Annotated in this window: 30 protein-coding genes; 19 read left to right on the top strand and 11 right to left on the bottom strand. The window is 71.6% G+C overall.

Going from position 1 to position 26,877, the window contains the following annotated elements:
• Positions 1-119 precede the first annotated feature (119 nt).
• Positions 120-494 carry a DsrE family protein gene (locus H0524_RS14185; protein WP_180199084.1) on the bottom strand — a complete coding sequence of 125 codons (375 nt, stop codon included), beginning with the start codon at positions 492-494 and terminating at the stop codon, positions 120-122.
• Between the two features lie 13 nt (positions 495-507).
• Between H0524_RS14185 and mtfM the strand changes: the two genes are divergently transcribed.
• Together mtfM and H0524_RS14190 are read left to right on the top strand one after the other, a co-directional pair.
• The gene (mtfM, locus tag H0524_RS25295; RefSeq protein WP_018221575.1) at positions 508-609 is read left to right on the top strand and encodes a small membrane protein MtfM; all 102 of its coding nucleotides are present in this window, start codon (positions 508-510) and stop codon (positions 607-609) included.
• Positions 609-1,202: an FABP family protein gene (locus tag H0524_RS14190; protein WP_018743158.1), complete on the top strand. Its 594-nt coding sequence runs from the start codon at positions 609-611 to the stop codon at positions 1,200-1,202. Before mtfM ends, H0524_RS14190 begins: the two co-directional genes overlap by 1 nt.
• 115 nt (positions 1,203-1,317) lie before the next feature.
• Here H0524_RS14190 and H0524_RS14195 read toward each other — a convergent pair whose 3' ends face one another.
• Entirely contained in the window at positions 1,318-2,184 is an 867-nt protein-coding gene (locus H0524_RS14195; RefSeq protein ID WP_180199061.1) for an aminotransferase class IV, read from the bottom strand.
• 133 nt (positions 2,185-2,317) lie between these two features.
• Here H0524_RS14195 and H0524_RS14200 point away from each other — a divergent pair, with 133 nt between their 5' ends.
• The 10 genes from H0524_RS14200 to H0524_RS14245 all read left to right on the top strand — a co-directional run bounded on the left by H0524_RS14200 (position 2,318) and on the right by H0524_RS14245 (position 10,647).
• The gene (locus tag H0524_RS14200; RefSeq protein ID WP_180199062.1) at positions 2,318-2,746 is read left to right on the top strand and encodes a Fur family transcriptional regulator; all 429 of its coding nucleotides are present in this window, start codon (positions 2,318-2,320) and stop codon (positions 2,744-2,746) included.
• Positions 2,743-3,852 (top strand): folate-binding protein YgfZ, encoded by a 1,110-nt coding sequence (locus H0524_RS14205; protein WP_180199063.1) that lies wholly within the window; start codon positions 2,743-2,745, stop codon positions 3,850-3,852. Before H0524_RS14200 ends, H0524_RS14205 begins: the two co-directional genes overlap by 4 nt.
• A gap of 112 nt (positions 3,853-3,964) precedes the next feature.
• Positions 3,965-4,807 (top strand): 3-keto-5-aminohexanoate cleavage protein, encoded by an 843-nt coding sequence (locus H0524_RS14210; protein WP_180199064.1) that lies wholly within the window; start codon positions 3,965-3,967, stop codon positions 4,805-4,807.
• Positions 4,808-4,900: 93 nt separating this feature from the next.
• Positions 4,901-5,860: an asparaginase gene (locus H0524_RS14215; RefSeq protein ID WP_180199065.1), complete on the top strand. Its 960-nt coding sequence runs from the start codon at positions 4,901-4,903 to the stop codon at positions 5,858-5,860.
• Positions 5,861-5,960: 100 nt separating this feature from the next.
• Positions 5,961-6,638, top strand: a complete 678-nt coding sequence (locus H0524_RS14220; RefSeq protein ID WP_180199066.1) for a helix-turn-helix domain-containing protein — start codon at positions 5,961-5,963, stop codon at positions 6,636-6,638.
• A gap of 104 nt (positions 6,639-6,742) precedes the next feature.
• Positions 6,743-7,366 carry a hypothetical protein gene (locus H0524_RS14225; RefSeq protein WP_180199067.1) on the top strand — a complete coding sequence of 208 codons (624 nt, stop codon included), beginning with the start codon at positions 6,743-6,745 and terminating at the stop codon, positions 7,364-7,366.
• 79 nt (positions 7,367-7,445) lie between these two features.
• On the top strand, positions 7,446-7,772 hold the full coding sequence (locus tag H0524_RS14230) for a DUF2516 family protein (protein WP_018218121.1): 327 nt from the start codon (positions 7,446-7,448) through the stop codon (positions 7,770-7,772).
• Complete coding sequence (locus H0524_RS14235) at positions 7,769-8,656, top strand: alpha/beta fold hydrolase (RefSeq protein WP_180199068.1); 888 nt, start codon at positions 7,769-7,771, stop codon at positions 8,654-8,656. Before H0524_RS14230 ends, H0524_RS14235 begins: the two co-directional genes overlap by 4 nt.
• A gap of 494 nt (positions 8,657-9,150) precedes the next feature.
• Positions 9,151-9,804 carry a cellulose binding domain-containing protein gene (locus H0524_RS14240; RefSeq protein ID WP_255435955.1) on the top strand — a complete coding sequence of 218 codons (654 nt, stop codon included), beginning with the start codon at positions 9,151-9,153 and terminating at the stop codon, positions 9,802-9,804.
• A gap of 21 nt (positions 9,805-9,825) precedes the next feature.
• Positions 9,826-10,647: an EI24 domain-containing protein gene (locus H0524_RS14245; RefSeq protein WP_180199070.1), complete on the top strand. Its 822-nt coding sequence runs from the start codon at positions 9,826-9,828 to the stop codon at positions 10,645-10,647.
• Positions 10,648-10,658: 11 nt separating this feature from the next.
• Here H0524_RS14245 and H0524_RS14250 read toward each other — a convergent pair whose 3' ends face one another.
• From H0524_RS14250 to H0524_RS14270, 5 genes are all read right to left on the bottom strand, one after another.
• Positions 10,659-11,549, bottom strand: coding sequence for a GNAT family N-acetyltransferase (locus H0524_RS14250; RefSeq protein WP_180199071.1), 891 nt, complete (start codon positions 11,547-11,549; stop codon positions 10,659-10,661).
• Positions 11,546-11,944: a RidA family protein gene (locus H0524_RS14255; RefSeq protein WP_180199072.1), complete on the bottom strand. Its 399-nt coding sequence runs from the start codon at positions 11,942-11,944 to the stop codon at positions 11,546-11,548. Before H0524_RS14255 ends, H0524_RS14250 begins: the two co-directional genes overlap by 4 nt.
• A gap of 104 nt (positions 11,945-12,048) precedes the next feature.
• On the bottom strand, positions 12,049-13,056 hold the full coding sequence (locus tag H0524_RS14260) for a LacI family DNA-binding transcriptional regulator (RefSeq protein ID WP_180199073.1): 1,008 nt from the start codon (positions 13,054-13,056) through the stop codon (positions 12,049-12,051).
• A gap of 45 nt (positions 13,057-13,101) precedes the next feature.
• Positions 13,102-14,502, bottom strand: coding sequence for a GH1 family beta-glucosidase (locus H0524_RS14265; protein ID WP_180199074.1), 1,401 nt, complete (start codon positions 14,500-14,502; stop codon positions 13,102-13,104).
• Between the two features lie 72 nt (positions 14,503-14,574).
• A complete protein-coding gene (locus H0524_RS14270; protein WP_180199075.1) occupies positions 14,575-15,336 on the bottom strand; it encodes a maleylpyruvate isomerase family mycothiol-dependent enzyme in 762 nt (253 codons plus the stop codon).
• A 64-nt stretch (positions 15,337-15,400) separates the two neighbouring features.
• Between H0524_RS14270 and H0524_RS14275 the strand changes: the two genes are divergently transcribed.
• A complete protein-coding gene (locus H0524_RS14275) occupies positions 15,401-16,498 on the top strand; it encodes a UDP-N-acetylmuramate dehydrogenase (RefSeq protein WP_026322586.1) in 1,098 nt (365 codons plus the stop codon).
• A 104-nt stretch (positions 16,499-16,602) separates the two neighbouring features.
• Here H0524_RS14275 and H0524_RS14280 read toward each other — a convergent pair whose 3' ends face one another.
• Positions 16,603-17,400, bottom strand: coding sequence for a class I SAM-dependent methyltransferase (locus H0524_RS14280; protein WP_180199085.1), 798 nt, complete (start codon positions 17,398-17,400; stop codon positions 16,603-16,605).
• A 5-nt stretch (positions 17,401-17,405) separates the two neighbouring features.
• On the bottom strand, positions 17,406-18,170 hold the full coding sequence (locus tag H0524_RS14285) for an SDR family NAD(P)-dependent oxidoreductase (RefSeq protein ID WP_018726460.1): 765 nt from the start codon (positions 18,168-18,170) through the stop codon (positions 17,406-17,408).
• A gap of 167 nt (positions 18,171-18,337) precedes the next feature.
• Between H0524_RS14285 and mshA the strand changes: the two genes are divergently transcribed.
• The 3 genes from mshA (at position 18,338) to H0524_RS14300 (ending at position 21,144) form a co-directional block, all read left to right on the top strand.
• Complete coding sequence (gene mshA, locus H0524_RS14290; protein WP_180199076.1) at positions 18,338-19,684, top strand: D-inositol-3-phosphate glycosyltransferase; 1,347 nt, start codon at positions 18,338-18,340, stop codon at positions 19,682-19,684.
• Positions 19,685-19,764: 80 nt separating this feature from the next.
• Positions 19,765-20,370 carry a YbjN domain-containing protein gene (locus H0524_RS14295; RefSeq protein ID WP_180199077.1) on the top strand — a complete coding sequence of 202 codons (606 nt, stop codon included), beginning with the start codon at positions 19,765-19,767 and terminating at the stop codon, positions 20,368-20,370.
• Between the two features lie 75 nt (positions 20,371-20,445).
• A complete protein-coding gene (locus tag H0524_RS14300; protein WP_180199078.1) occupies positions 20,446-21,144 on the top strand; it encodes a hypothetical protein in 699 nt (232 codons plus the stop codon).
• A gap of 382 nt (positions 21,145-21,526) precedes the next feature.
• On the opposite strand, the gene H0524_RS14305 is transcribed toward H0524_RS14300, so the two are convergent.
• The gene (locus tag H0524_RS14305) at positions 21,527-22,789 is read right to left on the bottom strand and encodes an MFS transporter (protein WP_180199079.1); all 1,263 of its coding nucleotides are present in this window, start codon (positions 22,787-22,789) and stop codon (positions 21,527-21,529) included.
• 187 nt (positions 22,790-22,976) lie between these two features.
• On the opposite strand from H0524_RS14305, the gene H0524_RS14310 reads away from it, so the two are divergent.
• The 3 genes from H0524_RS14310 to H0524_RS14320 all read left to right on the top strand — a co-directional run bounded on the left by H0524_RS14310 (position 22,977) and on the right by H0524_RS14320 (position 25,878).
• Positions 22,977-23,744, top strand: coding sequence for a phosphoglyceromutase (locus H0524_RS14310; protein WP_180199080.1), 768 nt, complete (start codon positions 22,977-22,979; stop codon positions 23,742-23,744).
• 146 nt (positions 23,745-23,890) lie between these two features.
• Positions 23,891-25,174, top strand: a complete 1,284-nt coding sequence (locus H0524_RS14315; protein WP_180199081.1) for a cell wall metabolism sensor histidine kinase WalK — start codon at positions 23,891-23,893, stop codon at positions 25,172-25,174.
• 20 nt (positions 25,175-25,194) lie between these two features.
• Complete coding sequence (locus H0524_RS14320; protein WP_180199082.1) at positions 25,195-25,878, top strand: response regulator transcription factor; 684 nt, start codon at positions 25,195-25,197, stop codon at positions 25,876-25,878.
• Between the two features lie 46 nt (positions 25,879-25,924).
• Here H0524_RS14320 and H0524_RS14325 read toward each other — a convergent pair whose 3' ends face one another.
• Positions 25,925-26,722, bottom strand: a complete 798-nt coding sequence (locus tag H0524_RS14325; RefSeq protein ID WP_180199083.1) for a hypothetical protein — start codon at positions 26,720-26,722, stop codon at positions 25,925-25,927.
• Positions 26,723-26,877: the final 155 nt, after the last annotated feature.

Consider the following 26,877-nt stretch of genomic DNA (forward strand, 5'->3'; position numbering starts at 1 on the left):
GTGGCGAGGGTGTCCCGATCGACGTGCACGTGGCCTCCATGGTCATTGTTGCTCAGCAACGTCGATCATGGACGCCCTCGCCTCTCTTCGCTGTCCCCGTACCCCTTGGAATAGATCGTCTAGTAGACGAGCGCGCGGGTCTCCTCGGCCATGACCTCTTCGACGAAGACCGCCGAGCCGGCGATCCGGACGCCCGACAGCACGTCGCCGGTTCCGATGTCCCGGCGGGCCGCGCACTGCGTGCAGGCGGTCACCCGGCCCGTCGCCAGGATCACGTGTAGTAGCTCGCCCAGCGGGGCCGAGTGCGGCAGCTCGAACTCCTGCGCCCGGCCGGGCAACGCGAACCAGGTCGCCTCGCCGGTCAGCCAGAGCGAGACGTCAACTCCGGCAGCGGCTGCGGTGGCCGCAACCGTAAATGCCTGCGCGCACCGCTCCGGGGAATCCGCTCCGGCGGTGACCTTGACGACGAGGGTTCGGCCCACGAGCGCCAGCATAGGATAGTCGCCGATGGTCACCGAGATAGGGTTCGTAAGTTTGCTGGTCGCCGCGCTGGGCGGGCTCGCCGGCGGCTTGGTCTACCTCGCCGTACGCATTTCGAGAGGGCAGTAGTGAGTGACGAGAATCCGCTTCAGCCGCCGTGGCTGAACGCGCCTCCGGTGGACCCGTACCCCTACGAGGAGAGCCACGACCTGCGTACCGGCCCGAAGCTGCACCCCACTCTGGACGGCCTGCTGCCGTACATCGGGGTGTGGCGGGGCCGGGGCCGGGGTGGCTACCCCACCATCGAGGATTTCGACTACGCGCAGGAGATCCGGATCAGCCACGACGGCCGACCGTTCCTCTGCTATGAGTCGCGGGCGTGGCTGCTGGACGAGCAGAGCCGCCCGGTCCGCCCGGCCGGGCGGGAGATGGGTTGGTGGCGGCCGGTACTCGACGGTGACGACCGGGCGACCAACGAGTGGGAGGCGCTGATGAGCACGCCCACCGGCGTGATGGAGCTGCACCTCGGCAAGCGCACCGGCACCCAGCTCGAGTTCGCCACCGACGCGGTGGTCCGCACCCCCACCGCGAAGGAGGTGACCGCCGGTCACCGCCTCTTCGGCATCGTCGAGGGCGCCCTGCTCTACGCGCAGGAGATGGCCGCGGTGGGGCACGGCCTCACCCCGCACCTGTCCGCCCGACTGACCCGGGTGGGCGGCTGAGCCAGTCCGGCTGATCCGGGGGCGGCGGAGGTCAACCCGGCTGATCCGGGTGGGCGGCGGAGGTCAGTCCGGCTGATCTGCGGCGGGGGTCAGTCCGGCTGATCTGCGGCGGGGGTCAGTCCGGTTGGGCGTCGTCGGGCGGGACGGGGAAGCCGAGTAGCGCCTGTAGCCGCCGGGTGTAGGCCGACCGGGGCCGGCCGATGCCGTCCAGGACGCGGACCTCGACCAGGCCCCGGACCGACGAGCTGAACCAGACCGCGTCCGCGGCGTGCAGCTCGGGCGGGGTCGCCAGCTGCTCGTGCGCGCCCAGCCCCACCTGTGCGGCATTGGCCAGCAGCCAGGCGGCGGTGGTACCGGGCAGGACGCCGGCCGTGGCGGGCACCGTGCGTAGCGCCCCGTCGGTGAGCCAGAGGACGTTGGCGGTCGGCCCCTCCAGGACGTACCCGTCGGTGGAGGTCCAGAGCGCGTCGTTGACGCCGTTGCGGGATGCCCACCGGCGGGCGGCGTTGTGCACCGCGTACGACGTGGTCTTGCTGCCGGTGGGCAGCCAGTCCAGGCCGGCACGCCCGCGCGCCGGCACGCCCAGCGGCAAGGTCGCCACGGTGATTCCGTCCCGGCGGGCCGCCCGAGCCGACGGCGGCACCGGGGCCAGCGTGGCGTACACGGTCGGGGCCGCGCCGCCGCCCGGGCCGCGGGTGCAGACCAGCCGCAGCGCCCCCTCGACCTCGGTGGGCCAGTCGACGCAGATCTCCTCGAGCAGCGCGATCAGGGCGTCGGCCGGCGGCAGGGTCAGACCCAGCGCCGGTGCCGCCCTGGTCATCCGTTCCAGGTGCGCCTCCCGTAGCCAGGGCCGGCCCGCCCGCAGGTGCATCGTTTCGAAGAGGCCGTCTCCGTGCAGGACGCCCAGGTCGTCGCCGCGCAGCACCGGCCCGGTGACCGGCACCCGGCCCCGCCCGAGCACCGCGATCCTCGCCGTCGTCATGGCCGCCGAGCATAGGGCCCAGGCGGGCTGCACCGGGTGGGGTCCGGCCCGGCACCACCGACACGGGCGCCGGCAGAACGGGGCCGGTAGGACGGGAGAGCGCTGTTCGGCCGGAGCGAACTATGCTTGGACGGTGTCCGAATCCTCCCTCGCGGAACTCCTCCGGGCCCGTGGGCTGCGCCTGACGGCGCAGCGGCAGCTTGTCCTCCAGGCGGTGCTGGATCTGGGGCACGCCACCCCGGAGCAGGTCCACACGGCCGTCCGGGAGGTGGCCGCGGGGGTCAACATCACTACTATCTACCGCACGCTGGAGCTGCTGGAACGGCTCGGCCTGGTGACGCATACCCACCTCTCGCACGGCTCGCCGACCTTCCACGCGGCCGGCGAGGACCAGCACGTGCACCTGGTCTGCCGGGAGTGCGGCGCGATCGACGAGATCGATCCGGCCCTGCTGCGCCCGTTGGCCGACCAGCTTGCCGAGCAGCGGGGGTTCCGGGTGGACGTCGGCCATGTCTCCCTCTTCGGCCGCTGTAGTCGCTGTGCGAACGGGGAGCCAGAATGATTGACATTGCCGGGGCGGTCTCCGTCGAGAGCATCGACGAGGACAGCCGGGACCAACCGGAGCCGGCGCACGCCGCGGCGGGGGTCCGCTCGGTGGCGGCGCACTACGGGGATCCGCTGCGCGAGCAGCGCACCCTGGAGACGGCGGTCGGCCTGGTCGACCGTTCGCACCGGGGGGTGATCGCGGTGCCGGGCGAGGATCGCCTCGGCTGGCTGCACACGCTCACCACGCAGCACCTGGCGGACCTGCCCGCTGGGCAGGGCACCGAGTTGCTGGTGCTCTCCCCGCACGGGCACGTCGAGCAGCACGCGATGGTGACCGAGCAGGGCGGTACGACCTGGCTGGACACCGAGCCGGGCGACACCGCTGGGCTGCTCGGGTATCTGGAGCGGATGCGCTTTTTCAGCAAGGTGGAGCCGCGTGACGTGACGCCGGAGCACGCCCTGCTCTCGCTGGTCGGGCCGGCGGCGGTGGACGCCGTGGCGACGCTCGGCGTCTCCGGCCTGGCGGAGCCGGACCTGCTCGAGGTGCCCGGCCCGAAGTTCCGGGCCGGCTCGGTGCCGCCCCGGTCGACGGTGCGCTACGACGTCCGTGCGCTACCGATCGGAGGCTGGGCCCGCCGTGGCCCGCTCGGCGTCGACCTGCTGGTGGCTCGGGAGGCCATGGGCCGGGTGGTGGCCGAGCTGCGCGGCGCGGACGTGCCGGTCGCCGGGCTCTGGGCGTACGAGGCGGTGCGGGTGGCCGCCCGTCGGCCCCGGGTCGGGCTGGATACCGACCACCGGAGCATTCCGGCGGAGGTGGGCCTGGTCGGGCCGGCCGTACACCTGGAGAAGGGCTGTTACCGGGGGCAGGAGACGGTGGCCCGGGTGCACAACATGGGTCGGCCGCCGCGTCGGCTGGTCCTCCTGCACCTGGACGGGGTGACCACGGACCAGCCACCGTCGGCCGGCACGCCGGTGACTCGGGATGGGCGGACGGTCGGCTTCGTCGGCACCGCCGTGCACCACCACGAGCTGGGCCAGGTCGCCCTGGCGGTGGTCAAGCGCAACGTGCCCGACGACGCCCGGCTGCTGGTCGGGGAGACCGCCGCGATGATCGATAGCTAGGGAAGGACCCCGGTCGGACGTCGTTCAGAGCGGAAGGATTCAGGTTTGCCGGCCGGCATGCCGGAAGACTTCCGGCCGGGACGGTCGTCGATCGGGCGACTAGGATCCGGTCATGACGACAGGGACGTTGATCACGGTTGCCCCGACCGGGGCCGAGTCGGCCAAGGTTGAGGTGCCGGCGCTGCCGGTCACCCTCGATGAGCTGCTGCTGACCGCGAAGGAGTGCGAGGCCCTGGGCGCCTCCGTGGTCCACGTCCACATCCGGGACGCCGCGGCGCAGCCGACCCTCGACCAGCGGCGGCTGCGCGAGACCGTCGCGGCGCTTCGGGAGAGCACCGACCTGGTGGTGCAGCTCTCCTCGGGTGGCGCGGTGAGCGATCCGGAGGCCGACCGGCTCGCCGTACTCGATGCCGCTCCGGACATGGCCTCCTGCACGATGGGCACGGTCAATTTCGGCACCGACGTGTTTCTCAACCGGTGGGAGTTCATCGTCGAGTTGCACACCCGGATGCAGGAGCGCGGCATCGTCCCGGAGTACGAGATTTTCGACCTGGGACACCTCACCTCCCTGCAACGCCTGCTCGGCACGTACGGCCTGCCGGCCGGCGGGCATGTGCACGTCGACTTCGTCCTGGGCGTGCCCGGCGGAATGCCCGGCACTCCCGCGGCCCTGGTGGCCGCCGAGCAGATGTTGCGGGACCTGCCAACCGGCACCACCTTCTCGGCGACCGGCGTCGGTCGGAGCACGATCCCGGTCCTGCTGGCCTCGCTCTCGGCCGGCGGCCACCTCCGGGTGGGCATGGAGGACACGGTGACCTATGCCAAGGGGCAGCCGGTCGAGTCCAACATGCAGCTCGTGGCCCGCGCGGTCGGCTTCGCCCAGCTCGCCCAGCGCCCTCCGCTCACCACCGTCGAGGCTCGGGAACTACTCGGCGTGCCCGCCCTTCGCCGGTAAGTGGCGTGTTGGGGGCCGCCCCCTGACGTTACGTTCCCAATTCCCTGGTCACCCGTCGGCTGGACATTCCCGAAGGGCGGTAACGTCCACCCCGTGGGAAAGACGTACGAGGGCGGCGTGCCGCTCGCTGAGGTGGTCCGGTCCGGTTTCGTTGAGGGTGTGCATCGCGGGTCGGTGGTGGCGCTCGACGCGACTGGCGCGGCGGTGGCGAGGGCGGGGGATGTGACGTCGCCGATCTTCCCCCGATCGTCGAACAAGCCGTTGCAGACGGTGGGAATGATCCGGGCGGGCCTGCGGCTGGGCGACCCGGCTGACCTCGCCCTGGTCTCGGCCAGCCACGAGGGGGAGGATTTCCACCGGGCCCGGGTCGGTGGGTTGTTGGCGCGGGCCGGGCTTGACGAGTCGGCGTTGCACTGCCCGCCCGACTTGCCGGCGGACGAAGCGGCGCGGGCGGCGGTGCTGCGCGCCGGTGGTGGCCCGACCCGGATTCAGATGAACTGCTCCGGAAAGCACACCGGAATGCTGTTGACCTGCCAGGCGGCGGGCTGGCCCGAGGAGGGGTACTGGCGTAGCGAGCACCCGCTGCAGGAGCGGTTGCGAGCGGCGGTTGAGGAGTTCACCGACGAGCCGGCGGCGGCGGTCGGGATCGACGGCTGTGGCGCGCCGGTGCTGGCCGTGTCGTTGTCTGGCCTCGCCCTGGCGTATCTGCGGCTGGTGCAGGCGGAGCCGGGCTCGCCGGAGCGGGCGGTGGCGGACTCGATGCGGGCGCATCCGGAGATCGTCGGCGGTACGCGGGCCGACGACAGCCGGCTGATGCGGGCGGTGCCGGGGCTGCTCGCGAAGATCGGGGTGGAGGGGGTCATCGCCGCGGCGGTCCCGGGCATTGGTGCGGTGGCGATGAAGATCGACGATGGTGCTGGCCGGGCCCGGATGCCGGTGCTGGTCTCCGCGCTGCGCCGGCTCGGGGTGACCGCACCGGCGTTGGCGGAGTTCGCTGAGGTCCCGCTCCTCGGCGGGGGGCGGCCGGTGGGCGCCGTCCGGTCGCTCTGGTGATTCGCCGGGGCGGACGTTAGGGCGCTGCGGCCACGCTCGGGCGCTAACTCTGGCTAGCATTTTGCTTGCAGTAGTTAGCGCCGCGAGCTAGCGTTGAGTTATGGCCAGTGGTAAAGACCTTCCCAACATCGGTGGGTTCATTCGTGACCTGCGCCGGAGTGCGAAGATCTCCCTTCGGCAGCTGTCCGAGCAGGCGGGAGTCAGTAACCCGTACCTGAGTCAGATCGAGCGCGGGTTGCGCAAGCCCAGCGCGGAGGTGCTGCAGCAGCTCGCCAGCGCGCTGCGGGTCTCCACCCCGGCGATGTACCTGCGGGCCGGGCTGCTGGATGACCGGGAGGGGCAGGGCGTTCTCGCCGCGATAGCCGTGGACCCCGACCTGACCATGGCGCAGAAGCAGTCGCTCACCCAGATCTACGAGACGTTCCGTCGCGAGAACGCGCGGCTCGCGGAGGCGACCGCCGCCGCCAACGCGGCGCCGGCCGAGTCCGCGACCGGTCCGGTCACCACCGAGTCCGCGACCGTTCCGGTCACCACCGAGTCCGCGACCGTTCCGGTCACCACCGAGTCCGCGACCGTTCCGGTCACCACCGAATCGGTCGCCGCCGCACCCACCACCGAGGCTGCGACCGGCCTGGTCACTACCGAATCGGTCGCCGGCCCGCCCGCCACCGAGCCGGAGCCGGGCCCAGCCGAGCCGTCGGGGGCCTCCGCCGACCTGGCCAACATCGCGGTCACCGGCCCAACGACGACCGGGGGTACGCCGACCGGCGGTGCGTGAGTCGCACCGCCATCGACCCCGGCTCATCCCTGTCCCGACGCCAGTGCAGCAGTCCGCCCGAAGGGCGACCCCGAAGCCGCCGACGCGGTCGAAGAGGAGAAACGATGACTAGTCAGCCTAAAACCAGTCGTATCCCCGCCCCTCTCTACGCCGCCGCCGGTGCCGGCGATCTGGCGTACCAGCAGCTGCGAAAGCTCCCCGCGGCCGTGAGTGAGCTACGCGACCGGGTCGCTGCCGACCTCGGCACGGTAAACGGGGCCGAGCTGCGCCAGAAGGCCACCGAGACGCTGCGTACGGCGGCCGCTACCGCGGAGAACCTGCGCCGGCAGGCCGTCAGCGACCTGGACCTCAACCGGCTTCGGGAGACCGCCACCCGCAACGCAGCCGTCGTGGTGGCCAGCGCTCAGGCCGCGCAGGAGCGGGCAGTCACCACCTACGGCGCGCTCGTCGGCCACGGGGAGCGGGTCGTCGGCGCTGGCGTGCTCGAGGCCGCCGACACGGTGAACACCGACATCGAGACGACCGAGCAGGCCCCGGCGCCCACCCCGGCGCAGCTCGCCGAGGTTGCCGAGGCCAAGCCGGCGGCCGTCACGAAGCGTGCCACCAAGGCCGCCGAGGCCAAGCCACCCGCCGTCACGAAGCGTGCCACCAAGGCCGCCGGCAAGTCGGCCTCCTCGGCACCGAAGTCACCGCGCGCGACGAAGCGGACCCCGCCGGCCCGCGACTGACCTGCGGCGACGGGCGAGTGTCCCGGGACGCCGAAGACCCCGGGGGCGGCCTGACGGACGCCTCCGGGGTCTTCGGCATATGCTTGCCGGCATGGCCATCGCCGCGCCGTTCGCTTTTGAGGTTCGCTACGTTATAGAGCTGATCCTGCTCGTCTTCGCCCTCATCGTGCAGGGAGTCGCCCTGGTCCACGTCATCACCCAGCGGTCCGACGCGTTCGCCGCGGTCGGCACCATGCCGAAGGGCGCCTGGGTGGCGATCCTCGCCGTCTGCCTGGTGTTCACCCTGCTCACCTCCGGCCGGCTCAGCATCTTTGGCCTGGTCGGCATCGCCGCCGGGTTGATCTATCTGCTTGACGTCCGGACGGGTCTGCGCGATCTCCGGGGTGGCCGGGGGAACTCCTGGTGAGAGGCTTCCGGTGGCCGCCCCCACCGGATGGTGGCCCCCGCACCTGGGGTCCGGGGCCGAGTGCTCCCCGCACCGGTCGGCCGGCACTGCCGGAGCCGGAGACCGAGCTGGTCGCCACCCCGCACGGCGTTGACCTGGAGCAGTTGGTCACCGGGACAGGCGATCCGGTCACCGTCTTCGCGCACGGTCTGGGCAGCGGCATCGCCACCACCCGCCCCTTCGGCAGTGGCGTCATCGGGCGCAGACTCTTCTTCCAGTTCCGTGGGCATGGTCGCTCCGCCGCCCCGACCGGGCCATGGACGTACCACGATCTCGCGCGCGACCTGCGGTCGATCGCTGACCGGGGCCTTGCGACCCGGGCGTTCGGCGCGAGCCTGGGCGCGGGTGCGCTCTGCCGGCTGCTCGCCGACAACCCGACACGGTTCGACCGGCTGGTCTTCTACCTGCCGGCGGTACTGGACCGACCGCGGGGCGATGCCGCCCGCCGCCGGCTGACGGCACTGCTCGACGCGCTCGGCAGCGGCGATGTCGGTCAGCTCGCGGAGGTGGTCCAGCTGGAGCTTCCACCGGCCGTCCGGAACACGCCGGCCGGTTGGGCATACCTCCGGCAGCGTCTCGATCAGCTTTTGCGGGACGGTCTCGGCGCGGGATTGGTCGGCCTACCCGAGTCGGTGCCGGTTCGCGACGCCACGGAACTCGTCGAGGTCACGGCGCCGGCTCTGGTGATCGGGTGTGTCGGCGACGAACTGCATCCGGTCGAGGTCGCGGAGCGGCTCGCCGCCGCGCTACCCCAGGCCACCCTGCACGTGTACGACCGGCCTGGGGTCCTCTGGGCCAAGCGCGCCGACCTTCGGGAGCGCATCTCCTCCTTTCTCAACGAGTAGCCCGGGTGCGCCTCGGCGACCTGCGCTGCGCTGGTCCTGCCGTGGGAGTCTCGGGTGTGGGTGGTTGCCCTTGGATACCCTCTCCTGTCCCGCACTGGAATCATTTGACCGAACCTCACGTTGAGCCCACAATGATCCCGCATCGTCGCTGATCGTGACCTCGTTACCAGGGATCGGAGACCATGACCGAATCGTCCAAGCCCGGCGATACCCCTGCCGACGAGCCCGGCGTCCGGCTGCCAGAGTGGCCACCGCTGGCGAGCTACGACGAACCCACCGAAGTGCCAGGACGCGCACCCTGGAAACTGGGCGACCCACCGCACTCCGACGGCCCACCCCAGCAGCCGCACGGCGGGTCTCAGCCGGGCAGTGGGTCTCAGCCGGGCAGTGGGTCTCAGCCGGAGGACGCCGATCGCGGAACGGACAGCTCCGGTCACCAGGCCCTCCGCCCGGACAAGGGGCTGGCGGACACTCGCCGTTCAATCCCGGCACGTATGCGGAGTCAGGGCATCGTCGCGGCGAGCTTCTTGGTGGTCATCCTGACCGCGGTCGCCCTGAACGCGCTCCAACGCTCACCGGCGGACCCATCGTCTCCCCTCGCCACCGACCAGGTCGCTGGCGCCGAAGCCGGGCCGACAGCCGCGCCGTCGGAATCTTCGTCGACCCAGTCCCTGCCCCTGCCCCCAACACCGACCTCGGAACCGACCTCGACCTCGACACCGACCTCGACACCCGTCGCGATGGACGCGACCCCGCCTCCGACGCCGTCCAAGAGCACGACGCAGGACCCCACGCCACCGACAGCGCCCATCCCAGGTGAGCCGCCGACGCTTCCGGACCCACCGTCAGCCTGCACAGCGAAATACACGGTTGTCGAGTCGTGGCCGGGCGGCTTCAAGGGCGAGGTGAAGATCAAAAACAACACCTCCGCCTCCTGGTCCGGGTGGAGAGTCGAGTGGACCTGGCCCAGTGGTCAGCAGCTAACCGAGGTGTGGGACGGCTCGCACCGCAGCTCGGGGGCCTCGGTGACGGTGACCAACATGTCGTACAACGGCACGCTGGCCCCGAACGGCACGACCACGTTCGGCTTCCTCGCCGACAACACCGGCACGAACCAGGCGCCGACCGTGACCTGCGCCAACCGCTGACGCGACCTAGGCTCGGCGACCATGAACGCATCCCCCGCTCCCGCCGCGCCCCGGACCGGGGCGGCCGGCCGATTCTTCGCCGGTGTTGGCCTCTTCCTTCGCGGCATCGGCCTCTACCTCCGCAACCCCGGCCTGATGCTGCTCGGCGTCCTACCGGCACTGATCTCCGGAGCGTTCTTCGTCGCGGCGTTCGGCACGCTCGTCTACTACGTGGACGACCTGGCCGCGCTGATCACGCCGTTCGCCGACCAGTGGTCCGCCGCCGGGCGAGGCCTGACCCGGGTAGCCGCCGGCTTGGCGCTGCTCGGGCTGGGTGGCCTGCTCACGGTGGTCGCGTTCACCGCCGTCACGCTGGTCATCGGGGACCCGTTCTACGAGAAGATCTCCGAACGGGTCGAGGATGGCCTCGGCGGTACGCCCAACGCGGTGGACGTGCCGTTCTGGTCGTCGCTGCGGCACAGCCTCGTCGACTCGCTGCGGCTGGTGGGGTTGGCGGTGCTGGTCGGCGTACCCCTCTTTGTCGCCGGTTTCATCCCGGTGGTCGGTCAGACCCTGGTGCCGGCGCTCGGTGCGACCATCGGCGGCTGGCTCCTCGCGGTGGAGCTGGTCGGTGCCCCCTTCTACCGGCGTGGGCTACGGTTGTCGGACCGGCGGGCCGCCCTGCGGGCCGACCGGCCGACCGCGCTCGGCTTCGGGGTGGCGGTGTTCGTCAGCTTCCTGATCCCACTCGGCGCCGTGCTGCTCATGCCGGCGGCCGTCGCGGGCGCCGCACTACTGGCCCGCCGCGTGCTGGGCCAGCCCACCACTGTGGGGCCGACCGGGACCACCCCTGACGGCGCGTGACGCGCGGTCGCTCAGCCCATCTCGCGGAGGCAACTCCACTGGGCGGCGACCGGCCGGTAGCCGAGCCGTTCGTTGATCGCGAGCATCGGTTTGTTCGCCTCGTCATTGCCGGTGTACGCGACCGTCACCCCGTTGGCCGCGGCCCGGCGTAGGGCACCCAGCTTCGCCGCCCTCGCGAGCCCGCGCCCCCGGTGCTCCGGCCGGGAAGCGGTGTAGTCCGACCACATCCGCGGACCGTCCCGCTTGACCAGGCTGATCGCCGCCAGGACGCCGTTTACCTCGACGCCGGTGCTGGCCTCCCGGTCCAGGCCGACGTTGTCCCACGTGTCGGCCCGCCAGTGTTCGTAGGTGAGAGCGTCGACGGGGACGTCCCCCGGCTCGTCGGCGCTGGCGTCCCGCTCCACCTCGTACACGTGGTGGGGGTCAACCTCGGACAGTGGCACCAGCCGGGCTCCCGGGGGAACGGCCGAGGGCGGCAGGGCCGTCAGTTCGAGCGCGGAGAAGCGTTCCTTGCGGCTGGGTAGGAAGCCGCGCCGCCGCGCGTACGGCAACGACTCGGGTAGCACCCGCCCGTGTAGCAGCGGGAGTCGGAGCGGGGCGAGGTGGTCCAGGGCGGCGGTCAGCAGCCCACTGCCGATGCCGTGTCCCCGATGGTCCGGGTGGACGTGCAGCAGCGAGATCTCGCCGACGCTTCGGGAGGAGCTGGCGTTGCGGAAGGTCGAGACCCAACCGACGATCTCGTCGTTCGCCTCGGCGACGAAGGCGGCCCAGTGTTGGCCCGGGGGTGGTTGGGAGAGCATCTGACGGGTCGACTCCACCCCGCGAACCAGATGCGGGAAGAGTTGGGTGCGGAGCGCCACCACGGCGGGCGCGTCGTCGGGCTGCGCGGCGCGGATCCTCACGCGACGCTCACGGTGGCGACCGCCTCGACCTCGACGAGCTGCTCGGAGTAGCCAAGCACGGTCACCCCGAGCAGGGTGCTGGGCGGGTCGTGGTCGCCGAAGGCGTCCCGGACGACCTGCCAGGCGGTCACCAGGTCAGCTTGGTGCGCCGAAGCCACGTACACCGTGGTTTTGACTACGTCGGTGAGGCGGGCACCCGCTGCGGTGAGGGCGGTCTCCAGATTGGCCATCACCTGCCGGGCCTGGGCGGCATGGTCACCGGGGGCGACCGTACGGCCGTCCACGTCGAGCGGGCACGCCCCGGCGGTGAAGACGAGGCGTGTTGCCGGATCGACGGTACTGACGTACGCGTACTCGGCCTCGGCGAGGGCGGAGACGTGGCGGAGCTGGGGCATGACGTGACGCTAGTGCAGTCCCGACGGTTGCTCGATCTGTTTTCGTCGGTGGACCCAGGTGGACCCAGGTGGACCCAGGTGGACCCAGGCGGACCCAGGCGGGCTCAGGCGGAGTCGCGGAGGATCAGCTCGGTGGGGAGCACCAGCGCCGGTTCGATCGGCTCACCGGCCGCGAGGCGCAGTAGCTGGCGGGTCATTCGCCGGCCGATCTCCTGGATCGGCTGGCGGACGGTGCTCAGGGGTGGATCGGTGTACGCGGCGGTCTCGATGTCGTCGAAGCCGATCACCGCGACATCGTCGGGCACCCGTCGCCCCGTCGCGCGTAGCGTCCGCAGGGCGGCGTGCGCCATCAGGTCGGAGGCGGCGAAGATCGCATCCAGGTCGGGGTGCGCGGCGAGGAGCTGCCAGGTCGCGGCCACCCCCGACTCGCGGGTGAAGTCGCCGTACGCCACCCACTCCGGCAGCCCGGCCGGGGTCATCGCGGCCTGGTAACCGGTCAGCCGCTCGATCCCGCCCACCATGTCCTGTGGACCGGCGATGGTGGCGATGCGCCGCCGGCCGCTGTCGATCAGGTGTTGGACGGCCCGGTGCACCCCGCCGATGTGGTCAACGTCGACGTAGGGGACCGGGGTGCCGCCGAGCGGCCGGCCGCTGCACACCACCGGAATGCCCAGCCGGGCCAGCCGGCCGGGGAGCGGGTCGGCGCCGTGCAGCGAGGCGAACAGCACCCCGTCAACGTGCCGGCCGGTGGTGTACCGCTCCACCCGCTCGTGCCCGGCCGGCGAACCGGCCAGCATCAGCACCAACTGCTTGTCGGCCGCCTCCAGCTCCTGGGCGGCGCCGCGGATGATGCCGGGGAAGTACTGGTCGTCGGAGAAGACCCGGGCGGCCGCCTCCGGCATGACCAGTGCCACCGAGTCCGTTCGCTGGGTGACCAGGCTGCGCGCGGCCAGGTTCGGTACGTACCCCAGCTCGCTGACGGCTCGACGGACGGCCGCGCGGATCGGCTCGCCCACTGTGGTGGAGCCGTTGACCACCCGGGAGACGGTGGCCCGGGAGACACCGGCGCGGCGCGCCACCGCCTCGAGTGTCGGCCGTTGCGCCGTCGTCATCGTCCTCTCCGCTCAGGGTCCGTTCCCCGGATCGCCCTCTCCCGCTCAGAGTCCGTTCCGGGAGATCACCTGGTGGTACCAGCGGGCACTCGCCTTCGGAGTGCGTCGCTGGGTCCGGTAGTCGACGTGGACGATCCCGAACCGTTTCCGATAGCCCTCGGCCCACTCGAAGTTGTCCAGCAACGACCATACGAGATAACCACGTAGGTCCACCCCACGGGCGATGGCCTCGTGCGCGGCGCGGAGGTGCCCGTCGAGGTAGGCGATCCGGTCGGTGTCGAACACCCCGCTGTCCCCCTCCGCCGCCGGCCGCTCCGGGCCGCCCGGAGGCGTGGCGTGGTCCGGGAAGGCCGCCCCGTTTTCGGTGATCATCAGCGGTACGCCCGGGTAGTCGGTGCCGAGGCGTTCCAGCAGCCGGGTGAGCCCGGCCGGCTCGATCATCCAACCCATGTCGGTCAGCGGTCCAGCGGGCGGCAGGAACTCCACCGCCCCGTCGGTGCCGGGGAACGCCCCGCCGCCGCCGGCGCCATCGGGCTTACCAGCAACGTAGAGGGGCGCGTAGTAGTTGACGCCGAGCAGGTCGATCGGGGTGGCGATCACTTTCTCGTCGCCGTCCCGGAGGAACGCCGGCGGCACGATTCGGGCGACGTGCTCCAGCACATCCTCCGGGTACGCGGCCCGGAACAGCGGGTCCAGGAAGATCCGATTGTGGAGTCCGTCGACCAGGCGTACCGCGGCGGCGTCGGCGGCGCTGTCCGGGTCGGCGGGGCGGACGTCGGCCGGGTTGAGCGTGATCCCGACGGTCGCCGCCCCGGCCGCATGCAGCGCCCGGGCCGCCAGGCCGTGCCCGAGCAGCAGGTGGTGCACGGCGGTGAAGGCGGCACCCGGGTCCGCGATGCCGGGAGCGTGCACCCCGTTGCCGTAGCCCAGGTACGCCGAGCACCACGGCTCGTTGAGGGTGGTCCAGGAGCCCACCCGGTCGCCGAGCCGACCGTGGACGGCGGCGGCGTACCCGGCGAAGTGCTCCGCGGTCTCCCGGGCGGTCCAGCCGCCCCGGTCCTGCAGGGTCTGCGGCAGGTCCCAGTGGTAGAGCGTGACCATCGGGTCGATCCCCCGGGCCAGCAGGGCGTCCACCAGGCGGTCGTAGAAGTCCAGCCCGCGCCGGTTTACCGGACCGGTGCCGTCCGGCTGGACCCGGGGCCAGGACACCGAGAACCGGTACGTCTGGATCCCCAGCCCGGCCATCAGCTCCACGTCGTCGGCGTACCGGTGGTAGTGGTCGCAGGCGACATCACCGGTGTGGCCCTGGTAGACCTTGCCCGGCGTACGGCTGAAGGTGTCCCAGATCGACGGCCCCCGGCCGTCTTCGTGGGCCGCACCCTCGATCTGGTACGCCGCCGTGGCCGTGCCCCAGCGGAAGTTCGCCGGAAAGTGAAGCGCGCTCATTGGACAGCTCCCTCCGTTCGCGCAGCGTCTCCCGGGGCGTCACCGAATGTCAAGAGAGCGCTCTCCCCGGCCTCAGCTGGTCCGGAGACCAGCCAGGAGCGCGCGCTCGCCCGTCACCGCCAGGGTGTCGAAACTGACCCGCCCCCAGAGCGCGAGCAACAGATCGCTGGCGGTGCCGACGACCTGGACCCGGGCGTGGTGATCGTGGTCATCGAAGATCGTGTCGGTATCCAGCAGGGCGACCCCTTCGCCGCGCAACCGTAGGAACCACTCCTGTCCGGCGTCGGAGGCCGACAGGTGTACGACCCCGTGCCACTGCCCATGATCCGGACGCCGTCCGGCCGGCAGGCAGGTGTCGAGCACCTCGCTCACCCCGTCGGCGGCGAGCTTCGTCTCGATCGGGTCACCCGCACCGATGGCGAGCTGGGCATCCCAGCGGTGCAGCGCCGTCTCGTGCGCGATCCGGCGAGGCCAGAAGCCGGCCTTCTTCGGCTGCGGTGCCCAGTTCCACGCCGGCGCCTCCGGGTCCAGCGCGTCGAAACGCACCAGCAGCTCGTCGTACGCCTGCTGCCACAGCTGGAGGTCCGTCTCGCCCGGATCTGGCTCCACCAGTTCGGAGCGGAGGTCCGGCGGGGTGACCGAATTGGCGGACACGGTCCCGTGCACCCAGCGGTAGACACCTGCCAGGTGCCGGGTCAGGTCGGTCACCGTCCAGCTGGGACAGGAGAGCACCGGGGCATCGGTGGGCGCTTCGGCGATCGCCGCGGCGAAGGCCGGCCCTTCCGCCCGCAACGCCCCGATCCAGAAGTCCTTCGTGCCATGCGTTCTGTTCATCGCCATCCTCCCGGGGGTGACCGGGCCACCAGTGGGTGCCGCGGCTACCCCTCAGCTTAGGGTGATGGGCGTGGCAGAGGTTCTCCAGTCGACATCCGGCACCCAACGCGACGCCGAGTGTCACTTGTCGCGATACACGACACTGCGCCTTGGTGGCTGGGCGACCCGCGTGGTCACCGCCACCAGCGCGGATGACCTCGTCCGCGGAGTGCGGGAGGCCGGGGAGCGCGGCGAGCAGATCCTGGTCCTCGCCGGGGGCAGCAACGTGGTGATCGGCGACGCGGGCTTCCCGGGGACAGTGGTGTTGGTCCGCTCCCGGGGGCTGCAGGTCGTGGAGTCCGACCCCGACACCGTCACGGTGCGGGTCGAGGCCGGCGAGCCCTGGGACGACCTGGTCGCCCACACCGTGGCCAACGGGTGGTCCGGCCTGGAGTGCCTGTCCGGGATACCCGGCTCCACCGGCGCGACGCCGATCCAGAACGTCGGCGCGTACGGGCAGGATGTCGCCGAGACCATCACCGGGGTGCAGGTGTACGACCGGGAGGCCGGCACCACCGGTCGGATCGAGGCCCGCGACTGCGGGTTCAGCTACCGGTCCAGCATCTTCAAGTACAGCGACCGGTGGGTGGTGCTGTCGGTCGACTTCCGTCTCGCCCGGTCGACGCTGTCCGGCCCGGTTCGCTACGCCGAACTCGCTCGGGCGCTCGACGTGGCGGTCGGTGACCAGGTGCCACTGGCGAAGGCCCGCGCCGCCGTGCTGCGGCTGCGCGCGGGCAAGGGCATGGTGCTCGACCCGAACGATCCGGATACCTGGTCGGTGGGCTCGTTCTTCACCAATCCGGTGCTGGACCAGGCCGACTACGAGCGGCTGCGGGACCGGGCCGGCGAGCTCGGCGAGCCGCCGTCCTGGCCCGGTGCCGACGGCACGGTGAAGGTCAGTGCCGCCTGGTTGATCGACAAGGCCGGCTTCGGCAAGGGCCATCCGGGCCCGGAAGGCGTCGTCACCATCTCCACCAAGCACACCCTGGCGTTGACCCACCGCTCCGGCACCGCCCGGACCGAGGACCTGGTGCGTCTGGCCCGCGAGATTCGCCAGGGGGTGCAGGCCCGCTTCGACGTGACCCTGCACCCTGAACCAGTCCTGATCAACTGCGCTCTCTGACCCGGCCCGGGCAACGGGGGAGTGCCGCCCATCGACGGCCCGCGGGGCACCACCGCCGCCCAGTCGTCGGGCCCGCGGGACGCCACCGCCGCCCAGCCGTCGGGTCAGCGGGGCGCCACCGCCGCCCAGTCGACGGTGACCAGGCCCTGGCGCCAGCAGCGGGGTTGGTACGCCAGCGGCCAGCCCTCGGCGCGGACCGCGGTCACCGTACGCAGCCAGCGGTGGCGGGGACCGAAGGGAGCGAAGGGGGCAGCTGCCCGCCAGGCGTTCTCCATGGCCTGGAGCAGGGCATGGACCGGTTCCCCCGCGACGTTGCGGTGGATCAGGGCTTTGGGGAGCCGTTCGGCGAGCCGGGCAGGGCTGTCCAGGGTGGCCAGCCGGGCACCCAGGGTCAGGGTGCGGGGGCCGCCCGCGTCGAGCAGCACCCACCCGCCGAGCCGCCCCAACTCGTCGCAGGTCCCCTCGACCAGCAGTCCGCCCGGGGCGAGCGCGCCGGTCATCGTCGCCCAGGCGCCTGCCACCGCACCCTCGTCGTACTGGCGTAACACGTTGCAGGCACGGACCAGGGCGGGGCGGAGACCGGCCAGCTCGAAGCCGCCCCGGGCGAAGGTGAGCCCGGGTGGGTCGGCGACCGGTTGGGCGGCGGCGACCCGGACCGGGTCGATCTCCAGTCCGACCACGCGTACGTCGGGGCGGACCGCGTGGGCCAATCGGGAGCGCAGCTCGACGGCGGTGACCCCGGTGGCGCCGTAGCCCAGGTCCACCACGAGCGGGTCCGCTGCCGTACGCAGCACGTCCCCGCAGGTGGTGGCGATCCAGTTGTCCACCCGGCGCAGCCGGTTGGGGTTCGTCGTCCCGCGGGTTACGACGCCGAGTGGGCGTTTTGCCGGCACCGCCACCACCCGGTTCAACCGGCCCGGTGGACCTTGTGCTGCGCGGCCTGCGCCAACGGCCGGACCACCAGCCGGTCCACGTTCACGTGCTGCGGGCGGGTCGCGCACCAGGCGATACAGTCGGCCACGTCGTCGGCGACCAGCGGCTCGGACACCCCGGCGTAGACGGCGTCCGCCCGGTCGGCGTCCCCGCCGAAGCGGACCAGCGAGAACTCTTCGGTCCGTACCATCCCGGGATCGATCTCGACGACCCGGACCGGCCGGCCGCACAGCTCCAGCCGCAGGGTGCCCGCGACCGCGGTCTGCGCGTGCTTGGCGGCGGCGTAGCCGCCCCCACCCTCGTACACGGTGAAGCCGGCGGTTGACGACACGACGACGATCGTGCCGGCTCCGGAGGAGGCCAGCGCCGGCAGGAGCGCCTGGGTGACCCGCAGCGTGCCCAGGACGTTCACGTCGTACATCCACTGCCAGTCACCGACGGCGCCGGTCTCCACCGGGTCCAGGCCGCGTGCTCCCCCGGCGTTGTTGACCAGCAGGGTGACCGGACCGGGGGCGGCCGCCGCCGCGGCGGCGAGGCGGGCCACCGACTCGTCCGAGGTCACATCGCAGCCGACCGCGGTGGCCGAGCCCCCGTCGGCTTCGACCTTCCGGACCAGGTCGGCGAGGCGGTCGGTACGCCGGGCGGCGGCCAGCACGTGGAACCCCTCGGCGGCGAGTCGGCGGACGGTGGCCGCCCCGATCCCGCTGGATGCTCCGGTGACGACGGCGACGGAAATCATTCGCCCATTCTGGCCCCGAGCCGGAGCGCGGGGGCGATGAGGTCCGTCACGCCCGGGGATGGCCGGGAGGAATTACCGAACCCCGATCGGGAAGATGACACTCGGCGTGGAGGTTGACCGAGAAGCGCCGGTCGTGCGGGACGGCAACCGTGACAGAAGGAGCGGACGTGGCGGAACAGCACACCGGTGTCGGTCGTCAGCGAGGTGCCCGTCCGTGGCCCCGGCCCCGCCGGATCGCGACCCTCTCCGTGCACACGTCGCCGCTGCACCAGCCCGGCACGGGTGACGCGGGCGGGATGAACGTCTACATCCTGGAAGTCGCCCGGCGGTTGGCCGAGGCCAACGTGGAGGTCGAGATCTTCACCCGGGCGACCGCCGCCGACCTGCCGCCGGTGGTCGAGATGGTGCCGGGCGTGCACGTCCGGCACATCATCGCCGGACCGTTGGGTGGGCTGACCAAGGAGGAGTTGCCCGGCCAGCTCTGCGCCTTCACCGCGGGGGTGCTGCGGGCCGAGGCGGCCCGGGCCGCGGGGCACTACGACCTCATCCACTCGCACTACTGGCTCTCCGGGCAGGTCGGCTGGCTGGCCAAGGAGCGTTGGGGGGTTCCGCTGGTGCACACCGCGCACACTCTTGCCAAGGTCAAGAACGCGCAGCTCGCCGCCGGGGACCGGCCGGAACCCAAGGCCCGGGTGATCGGCGAGGAGCAGGTGGTGTGCGAGGCCGATCGGCTGGTCGCCAACACCAAGACCGAGGCCGGTGACCTGATCGAGCGGTACGACGCCGACCCGACCCGGGTCGAGGTGGTCGAGCCGGGGGTGGATCTGGACCGGTTCTGCCCCCCAACCGGTGATCGGGCCCGGGCGCAGGTCCTCGCCCGTCGTCGGCTGGGCCTGCCCGAGCGTGGGTACGTGGTGGCATTTGTCGGCCGGATCCAGCCGCTCAAGGCACCCGACGTGCTGATCCGCGCGGCGGCGGCGCTGCGCCAGCGGGACCCGGCGCTGGCCGACGACATGACGGTGGTGGTCTGCGGTGGCCCCAGCGGCAGCGGGCTTGAGCGGCCGACTCGCCTGATCGAACTGGCCGTCGAGTTGGGGATCGCCGATCGGGTTCGGTTTCTGCCGCCGCAGACCGGCGACGACCTGCCTGCCCTGTACCGGGCGGCCGACCTGGTGGCGGTCCCGTCCTACAACGAGAGCTTCGGGCTGGTCGCGTTGGAGGCGCAGGCCTGCGGCACGCCGGTGGTGGCGGCCGCCGTCGGCGGTTTGATCACCGCGGTACGCGACGACGTCAGCGGGGTCCTGGTGGAGGGCCACGACCCGGTCGCGTGGGCCCGTTCGCTGAATCGCCTGCTGCCGGACGCCGGGCGGCGCGCGACCCTGGCCCACGGCGCGCAACGCCATGCCCGCAGCTTCTCCTGGGGTCGGACGGTGCGCGACCTGCTGGAGGTCTACGGCGAGGCCGTTGCCGAGTACCAGACCCGATCGTCTGACTTCGCCACCTGTGCCCGGTGAGATCCAGCACCGATCGCGAGCGACGGAGGCCGGACCGGCGGGGGCCGCGGGCGGGGCGGGAGCGGTCGTAGAGTGGGGCGGTGAACGGGAGAAGCGAGCTCGGGGCGTTGATCGAGTCGGTCTGCGCGGAGCGGGACCTGGCCTGGGAGGCGACCGGCCCGAACTCGTACGCGGTGACCCTGCCGGGCACCCACAAGCTGCGGACGATCTGCAACCTGATCATTGGCGAGTACGCGCTGCGGGTCGAGGCGTTCGTGATGCGCCAGCCCGACGAGCGCCGCGAGGAGCTGTGGGCGTGGCTGCTGCAGCGTAACGCCCGGATGTATGGGGTGTCGTTCTCCATCGATGCGGTCGGTGACGTCTACCTGACCGGCCGGGTGAATTCGGCGGGTGTGGACGCCGACGAGTTGGATCGGCTCTTCGGGTCGGTGCTCACGTACGCCGACGAGTCCTTCGACACGATGCTGGAGATCGGCTTCGGTAGTTCGATCCGGCGGGAGTGGGAGTGGCGGGTCAGGCGGGGCGAGTCGACCGCCAACCTCGCGGCCTTCGCCCACCTGGTCGCGCCGGCTGACGGCGGGTCCGCGCCGGCTGCCGGGACGTGTGCTGCCGACGTCCCGACCGCGGCCGGGACGTCTGCTGCCGGGAACCCGACCGCGGCTCCCGGGGATTCGACGCTGTCCTGACGGGTACGCCCCGGTGTGCGGTGCGGTACCTGGGACCGGCCGCGCGCCGAGGACGGACTGGCGGAGGAGCGTTCCATGGCTCAGCGAAGCAGCGCAGGCCGCGGTGGTACGGCGACCCGGACCGCACGCCGGCCAGGAAACCAGACCCCGAACACGCCGGAGGTGTCCGAAGCCGCGATCTCCCGGATGCGGGTGGACGAGATTCGGGGGCAGTTGCGCCAGCACGGCGTTTCCGGCACCTCCGCGCTGCGCAAGCCGGAGCTGGTGCGGACGCTGGTGAAGACCTTGCGGGCGGAGCGCCGATCGGGCGGGACGAAGGGGCCGGGCCGCCAGGCGACGTCCGGCGGGCGGTCCACGGGTGGCGGGCGGTCGACGGGTGGCGGGCGGTCGACGGGTGGCGCCGCGGTGCGTACCGGGCCCCGTACCTCGCGGTCGGTGCGGTCCTCGCAGGTCATCGCCGCCCTGACCGATCGGCCGGAGCGTCCGGGCCGGAGCCTGGTCACCACGAACCACGAGGTGATCCGGCGGTGGGCGCGGGAGCGCAAGGCGAAGCCGGCGACGATCCGGGGCACGGAGCGGGATGGCCGGGCCGGGGTGCTCACCTTCAACATGCCGGGGTATCGGGAGAGCCCGCGGGTGCGCGAAATCACATGGCAGGAGTGGTTTCGGACCTTTGATCTGCGGAAGCTGAACTTGATCTATCAGGAGCGACTGCGGGACGGCAGAATGAGCAACTTTTTCCGTACCGAATCACCCGATCGGGAGGACGGATGAGTTGTTTGCCGGAGTTGCCCGCGGGTAGACCGCTGGTGGCCGGAGGGCGGGCCGGACCGCGGGACAGCCGGTTTGTGACCGGTGAGACAGCCGGTCGATTTGTATCCGCATTCCGGGCGAACTAACTTTATTGCACCGTGCGACGCTCGGTTCCGTTCGGGGGAGCGGAGGATCGATCAGATCCGAGCATCGAGTGTGGCGCGGGGACGGGTGGAACAACACCGTTGGGGGACGGTGTCCACCTGTTGACCGGCGGCGTGAGCGGGCGTCGCTTACGGGGGTGAGTGTCGCCCGCCGCCGCCGGTCGTACGCAACGAAACGCCCACCGTGACGAACTCACGATGGGCGTTTCGCGTTTCGGTGGCGTCCAGCTCGAGGGCGCTCACCCTGCCCCGGCGGCCTGCTGCTGCCCGACCGGGGTCGGCGGCGGTTGGTTGACTGCCCGCAGCGCGGCGGCCCGGCGCTCCCGGGCCGGTCCGGAAATCAGGTGTGCCGCCGCCACCAGTCCGCCGAGCAGCGCGCAGCCCAGCCAGAGTGTGGCGTTGCCGGCCCCCTCCCGGACGAGCCCGCCGAGCACCGGTGCCGCGGCGCCGGCGATCTGCCAGGAGAGCGAGAAGACCCCCTGGTAGCGACCGCGTAACTCACTCGGGGAGAGTTCGGCGATCAGGGTGGCGTTGGACGGCGAGTTGAGCATCTCGCCGACGGTCCAGATCAGGACGGTCAGCCCGTAGAACCAGGCGGTCTCGGCGAACGCGGTCAGCCCGAACCCGGCCCCGAGTACCACCGCCGACAGCGCCAACACATGAGACCGGCTACGACCCCTGATCAACCGTGGTACGAAGAGCTGGCCCACCACGATCAGCACCCCGTTGAGGGCGATCACCGAGCCGTAGGTGGCGGGACTCAGCCCCGAGTCGGCCATCGCGATCGGCAGCATCGAGATGTGCTGGAGCATGACTATCGCGGCGAAGAGGTTCAACGCCACGAACCCGAGGTAGATCCGGTCGGCCAGGATGGTGCGCAGCGCCCCGGTCGGGGCCTTCGGCCCGCCGGTGACGCCCAGCGGTTGGCGGGTCTCGCCCACCTTGAGAAAGATGATCAGCGTCATGATCAGGGTGGTGACCGCGTCAACCACGAAGAGCAGCAGGTAGCCGGCCCCGGTCGCGAACCCCGCGAGGATCGCGGCGCAGGCGAAGCCGAGATTGAGTGCCCAGTAGTTCAGGCTGAAGGCACGCAGCCGGTCCTTCGCCGGCACCACGTCGATCATCATGGCGCCGAAGGCGGGCCGGGCGGCCTCGGCGAAGAGCCCGAGCAGGAGGGCGCCGAGTGCGATGGACCAGATGCCCCGGGCGAAGCCGAGGGCGAGCATCATGCTCGCGGCGCCGAGGTGTGCGGTGAGCAGGGTGGGCCGGCGGCCCCACCGGTCTGCGAGCATGCCACCGACGGTGGTGCCCACCGCGCCGCCGACTCCCCACAGCCCCAGGACCAGGCCGGCCTGGGCGGCGGAGAAGTCCCGCTCCTGGGTGAGGTAGATGGCGAGGAAGATGAGGATGAACGAGCCGAGCCGATTGATCAGGGTGCCGGTCCAGAGGTACCAGAAGGAGCGGGGGAGGCCACCGGCCGTCTCGACTAACCAACCTCGCATCGTTCGCACCCAACGCCCCGCTTCCGTAATGATCAGTGTCCACGCAACGCCTTACAAACTAGTGCGGGGGCGGAGCTGAGCGGCGGGTCGGGGTGGGCCCGCCGCGGCCCTCCGCCGTCCGGTTTTCCGGTGCTGGTCAGCACCCCTTCGCACGCAACGGGTAGGCCGGTGGGGGAGGATGGCCGACATGACTGCAAGTGAAGGACCCACCATCGGGACGCTGGTCCTGCTGCGACACGGCGAGAGCGACTGGAACGCCAAGAACCTCTTCACCGGCTGGGTCGATGTGGACCTGACCGCCAAGGGAGAGGCCGAGGCGCGTCGTGGCGGCGAGCTGCTGCGGGAGCACAACCTGTCACCGGACGTGGTGCACACCAGCCTGTTGCGCCGGGCGATCCGCACCGCGGAGCTTGCGCTGGACACCGCGGACCGGCACTGGATCGCGGTGCGTCGGTCGTGGCGGCTCAACGAGCGCCACTACGGCGCCCTTCAGGGCAAGAACAAGAAGCAGACCCTCGACGAGTACGGCGAGGAGCAGTTCATGCGCTGGCGCCGCTCGTACGACTCGCCGCCGCCGCCGATCGCAGACGGGGACGAGTGGTCGCAGGTCGGTGACCCGCGCTACCGGCTGCTGCCGACCGAGCTGATGCCGCGGACGGAATGCCTGAAGGACGTCGTCGAGCGGATGCTGCCGTACTGGTACGACTCGATCGTGCCGGACATCCTGGCTGGCCGGACCGTGCTGGTGGCCGCGCACGGCAACTCGCTGCGCGCGTTGGTCAAGCATCTGGACCAGATCAGCGACGAGGCGATCGCGAAGCTGAACATCCCGACCGGGATCCCGCTGCGGTACGACCTCGACCCGCAGCTGCGTCCGATGACGCTCGGCGGCACCTACCTGGACCCGGCGGCGGCGCAGGAGGCCGCGGCGGCGGTGGCGAACCAGGGCCGCTGACGCGGGCCGAGCGACCCCGCGGCACCGGGCCCGGAGGAAACGCCCTGGTGAACGGGGCCGGACGGGGCGGTGAATACCCGCAGAAGTGAGGATGTTTCGTCCTGGTCTGTTCGGGTGTCGGGTTAACCAGGACCTAGGATCGCCCGGTGGAGTGGGTAGTGGTGGTTGTCGCGGTGGCCGCGGGACTGGCGGTCGGCGTACTGCTGACCCGGCTCGTCCTGGCGCGGCGAGGTGGATCGACCGGGTTCGGGAGCCACCAGTCCGGCTCTCCTCGACTCGGTGGGAGGCACGCGATAACCGACGGTTCACCGTCCGGCCTCGGTCGCCGGACGATCGACTCCCTCCGGGTCGGCGTCGTGGTGCTCGCCGACGACGACGGGCCAGTCCTGGTCAACCCGGCGGCCCGGGCGATGGGGCTGCTCCGCGCCGGCGGCACGCCGGGCACGGTCGTCGCCCATCCGTTGATCCGGACCCTCGCGGGGCAGGTGCGGCGGACCGGCGTACGGCGAGAGATCCAGCTGGACCTGCCCCGGGGGAGCGACGGCGTCGCCGCGGAGAATCCGCTCGGCGTGCACCTGCGGGCGGTCGGCCTCGGCGGCGGCCACGTCGCCGTGGAAGCCGTTGACGTAACCGAGTCGCACCGGCTGGCTCGGGTCCGGCGAGACTTCGTGGCCAATGTGAGTCACGAGCTCAAGACCCCGATCGGGGCGCTCCAGCTCCTCGCCGAGGCGTTGCTGGACGCGACCGAGCCGGTCGACGAGGAGGAGCCGGACCTCTCCGAGGATCTGGTCGCCACTCGCCGGTTCGCCGAGCGGATCCGGCACGAGTCGACCCGGCTGGGCCGGTTGGTGCAGGAGTTGCTGGAGCTGACCCGGCTCCAGGGCGCAGACCCGCAGCCCGCGCCGGAGCCGGTCGCCGTGGACTGGGTGGTCGGCGAGGTGGTGGATCGGACCCGGACCGGTGCCAGCGCCCGCCGGATCGACGTGGTGGTGGACGGCGAGCGGGGACTGACGGCGTACGGCAGTGACACCCAGCTGGCCACCGCCGTGTCGAACCTGGTCGAGAACGCCATCAACTACTCAGGTGAGGACACTGCTGTCCGGATCACCGCCCGGCGCGACGACGAACACGTCACGATCTCCGTCACCGACCAGGGCATCGGGATCGGCCCGGGCGACGTGGACCGGATCTTCGAGCGTTTCTACCGGGCCGACCAGGCCCGATCCCGCGCGACCGGCGGCACCGGTCTCGGGCTCGCCATCGTCAAGCACATCGCCAGTAACCACGGCGGACGGGTGGAGGTCGCGAGCACTCCCGACGAGGGCTCGACGTTCACCCTCCGGCTCCCCGCCCGCCCCCCGGACGACCTTCTGGTGATACCGCCCTCGGCTGAGATCGAGGCCGAACCGGCCGAGTCCCAGCAGACGTGACAGTTGAAAGGAAACCTCCGTTGAGCCGCGTTCTGGTGGTCGAGGACGAGGAGTCGTTCTCCGATGCCCTGTCGTACATGCTCCGTAAGGAGGGCTTCGAGGTTTCGGTTGCCGCGACTGGCACCTCCGCCCTCACCGAGTTCGATCGGACCGGTGCCGACATCGTGCTGCTCGACCTGATGCTGCCCGAGATGTCCGGCACTGAGGTGTGTCGGCAGCTCCGGCAGCGGTCCCACGTGCCGATCATCATGGTTACCGCGCGGGACAGTGAGATCGACAAGGTGGTCGGGTTGGAGATCGGCGCCGACGACTACGTGACGAAGCCGTACTCGCCGCGGGAACTCGTCGCCCGGATCCGCGCGGTGCTGCGCCGCAAGAGTGTCGAGACGGTGGAGACCGGCGCGGCGACGTTGGCCGCGGGCCCGGTGCGGATGGACATCGAGCGGCACGTGGTCACGGTTGGCGGCGCCCCGGTGCAACTGCCGTTGAAGGAGTTCGAGCTGCTGGAGTTGCTGCTGCGCAACGCCGGTCGGGTACTCACCCGGGGCCAGCTGATCGATCGGGTCTGGGGGGCCGACTACGTCGGCGACACGAAGACCCTCGACGTGCACGTCAAGCGGCTGCGTTCCAAGGTCGAGCCGGAGCCGTCCACTCCCCGTTACATCGTCACCGTGCGGGGCCTGGGCTACAAGTTCGAGCCGTGACCGGACGCCCGCGCGGCGCCCCGTCCCGTACCTGCCTGGTGCGTGGTCAGTCCGGGTCGGCCGGGTGCGGGGCGACCAGCCCGCGGCGGGCGCGGGCGGCACACAACGCAGCCAGCTCGGTGTACGCGGGCGTACCGATCAGGGCGGTCAGCTCGGGGGCGTACGAGACGTACATCGGTTCGGCCGCCACGTGCGCGTCCCGGGACGAGGTGCACCACCAGTCCAGGTCGTGCCCGCCGGCCCCCCAGCCGCGACGGTCGAACTCCCCGAGTGTGGAGAGCAGCACCCTGGTGCCGTCCGGGCGCTGGACCCACTCCTGCTCGCGGCGGACCGGCAGCTGCCAGCAGACATCCGGCTTGTACTCCAGCGGGTGGACACCGTCGCGGAGCGCCTGGGCGTGCAGGGCGCAGCCCGCCCCGCCGGGAAAGTCGGCGTCGTTGAGGAAGACGCAGGGGCCGTCGGGCCGGGTGGCCGTTCGTCGGCCGGGCGTCTTCTCGTCCACCGTGTCGGTCTCGGTCCAGTTCTGGAAGCCCCGCCGGTGGTGCTGCCAGGTCCCCGGGGTCAGCCGCTTGACCGCCGATCGGACCCGCTGTTCGTCGTCGGAGTCGGTGAAGAACGCCCCGTGTGAGCAGCAGCCGTCAGCGGGGCGGTCGGCGTCGATGCCGTGACAGCCACGCCCGTAGACGCAGGTCCACCGGGACAGCAACCAGGTCAGGTCGGCCCGGATCAGGTGGGTGTCGTCGGCCGGGTCGCCGAATTCGATCCACTCCCGGGGGAAGCCCAGCGGGACCTCCCGGCCGCGTGGATCGTCCGGCCGGGTACGGAGCTCGATCTGCCCTCTCACCTGACCAGCGTACGCGTCAGCGGATGGCTGGCCCGGCGCGCCGCGGCCGGGTGTTGCCTCTAGACGATCTATTCCAAGGGGTACGGGGACAGCGAAGAGAGGCGAGGGCGTCCATGATCGACGTTGCTGAGCAACGATGACCATGGAGGCCACGT

It is taken from the genome of Salinispora sp. H7-4, assembly GCF_013416675.1.
Taxonomy (GTDB): domain Bacteria; phylum Actinomycetota; class Actinomycetes; order Mycobacteriales; family Micromonosporaceae; genus Micromonospora; species Micromonospora vitiensis.